Genomic DNA, 1425 nt, shown 5'->3' on the forward strand with positions numbered 1-1425 from the left:
GCCGAGAGCTGATGACGAGTTGCCTTTAGGCGACGAAGTGGTTGATGCCATGCTTCCAAGAAAAGCTCCTAAGCTTCAGATAACTGGGAACCGTACCCCAAACCGACACAGGTGGTTAGGTAGAGAATACCAAGGCGCTTGAGAGAACTCGGGTGAAGGAACTAGGCAAAATGGCACCGTAACTTCGGGAGAAGGTGCGCCGGTGAGGGTGAAGGACTTGCTCCGTAAGCTCATGCCGGTCGAAGATACCAGGCCGCTGCGACTGTTTATTAAAAACACAGCACTCTGCAAACACGAAAGTGGACGTATAGGGTGTGACGCCTGCCCGGTGCCGGAAGGTTAATTGATGGGGTTAGCGCAAGCGAAGCTCTTGATCGAAGCCCCGGTAAACGGCGGCCGTAACTATAACGGTCCTAAGGTAGCGAAATTCCTTGTCGGGTAAGTTCCGACCTGCACGAATGGCGTAACGATGGCGGCGCTGTCTCCACCCGAGACTCAGTGAAATTGAAATCGCTGTGAAGATGCAGTGTATCCGCGGCTAGACGGAAAGACCCCGTGAACCTTTACTATAGCTTTGCACTGGACTTTGAATTTGCTTGTGTAGGATAGGTGGGAGGCTTTGAAGTGGGGACGCCAGTTCTCATGGAGCCATCCTTGAAATACCACCCTGGCAACTTTGAGGTTCTAACTCAGGTCCGTTATCCGGATCGAGGACAGTGTATGGTGGGTAGTTTGACTGGGGCGGTCTCCTCCCAAAGAGTAACGGAGGAGTACGAAGGTGCGCTCAGACCGGTCGGAAATCGGTCGTAGAGTATAAAGGCAAAAGCGCGCTTGACTGCGAGACAAACACGTCGAGCAGGTACGAAAGTAGGTCTTAGTGATCCGGTGGTTCTGTATGGAAGGGCCATCGCTCAACGGATAAAAGGTACTCCGGGGATAACAGGCTGATACCGCCCAAGAGTTCATATCGACGGCGGTGTTTGGCACCTCGATGTCGGCTCATCACATCCTGGGGCTGAAGCCGGTCCCAAGGGTATGGCTGTTCGCCATTTAAAGTGGTACGCGAGCTGGGTTTAGAACGTCGTGAGACAGTTCGGTCCCTATCTGCCGTGGACGTTTGAGATTTGAGAGGGGCTGCTCCTAGTACGAGAGGACCGGAGTGGACGAACCTCTGGTGTTCCGGTTGTCACGCCAGTGGCATTGCCGGGTAGCTATGTTCGGAAGAGATAACCGCTGAAAGCATCTAAGCGGGAAACTTGCCTCAAGATGAGATCTCACTGGGATCTTGAATCCCCTAAAGGGCCGTCGAAGACTACGACGTTGATAGGTTGGGTGTGTAAGCGCTGTGAGGCGTTGAGCTAACCAATACTAATTGCCCGTGAGGCTTGACCATATAACACCCAAGCAATTTGCTTCTGCAGATTG

The 1425-nt window shown here is 53.0% G+C and carries 1 rRNA gene; it reads left to right on the forward strand.

Features of this window, described 5'->3' with window-relative positions:
- A 23S ribosomal RNA gene (locus ACW4TB_RS27480) occupies nt 1-1393 on the forward strand; the annotation flags it as partial.
- Nucleotides 1394-1425: the final 32 nt, after the last annotated feature.

This window comes from Lelliottia jeotgali (genome assembly GCF_977070485.1).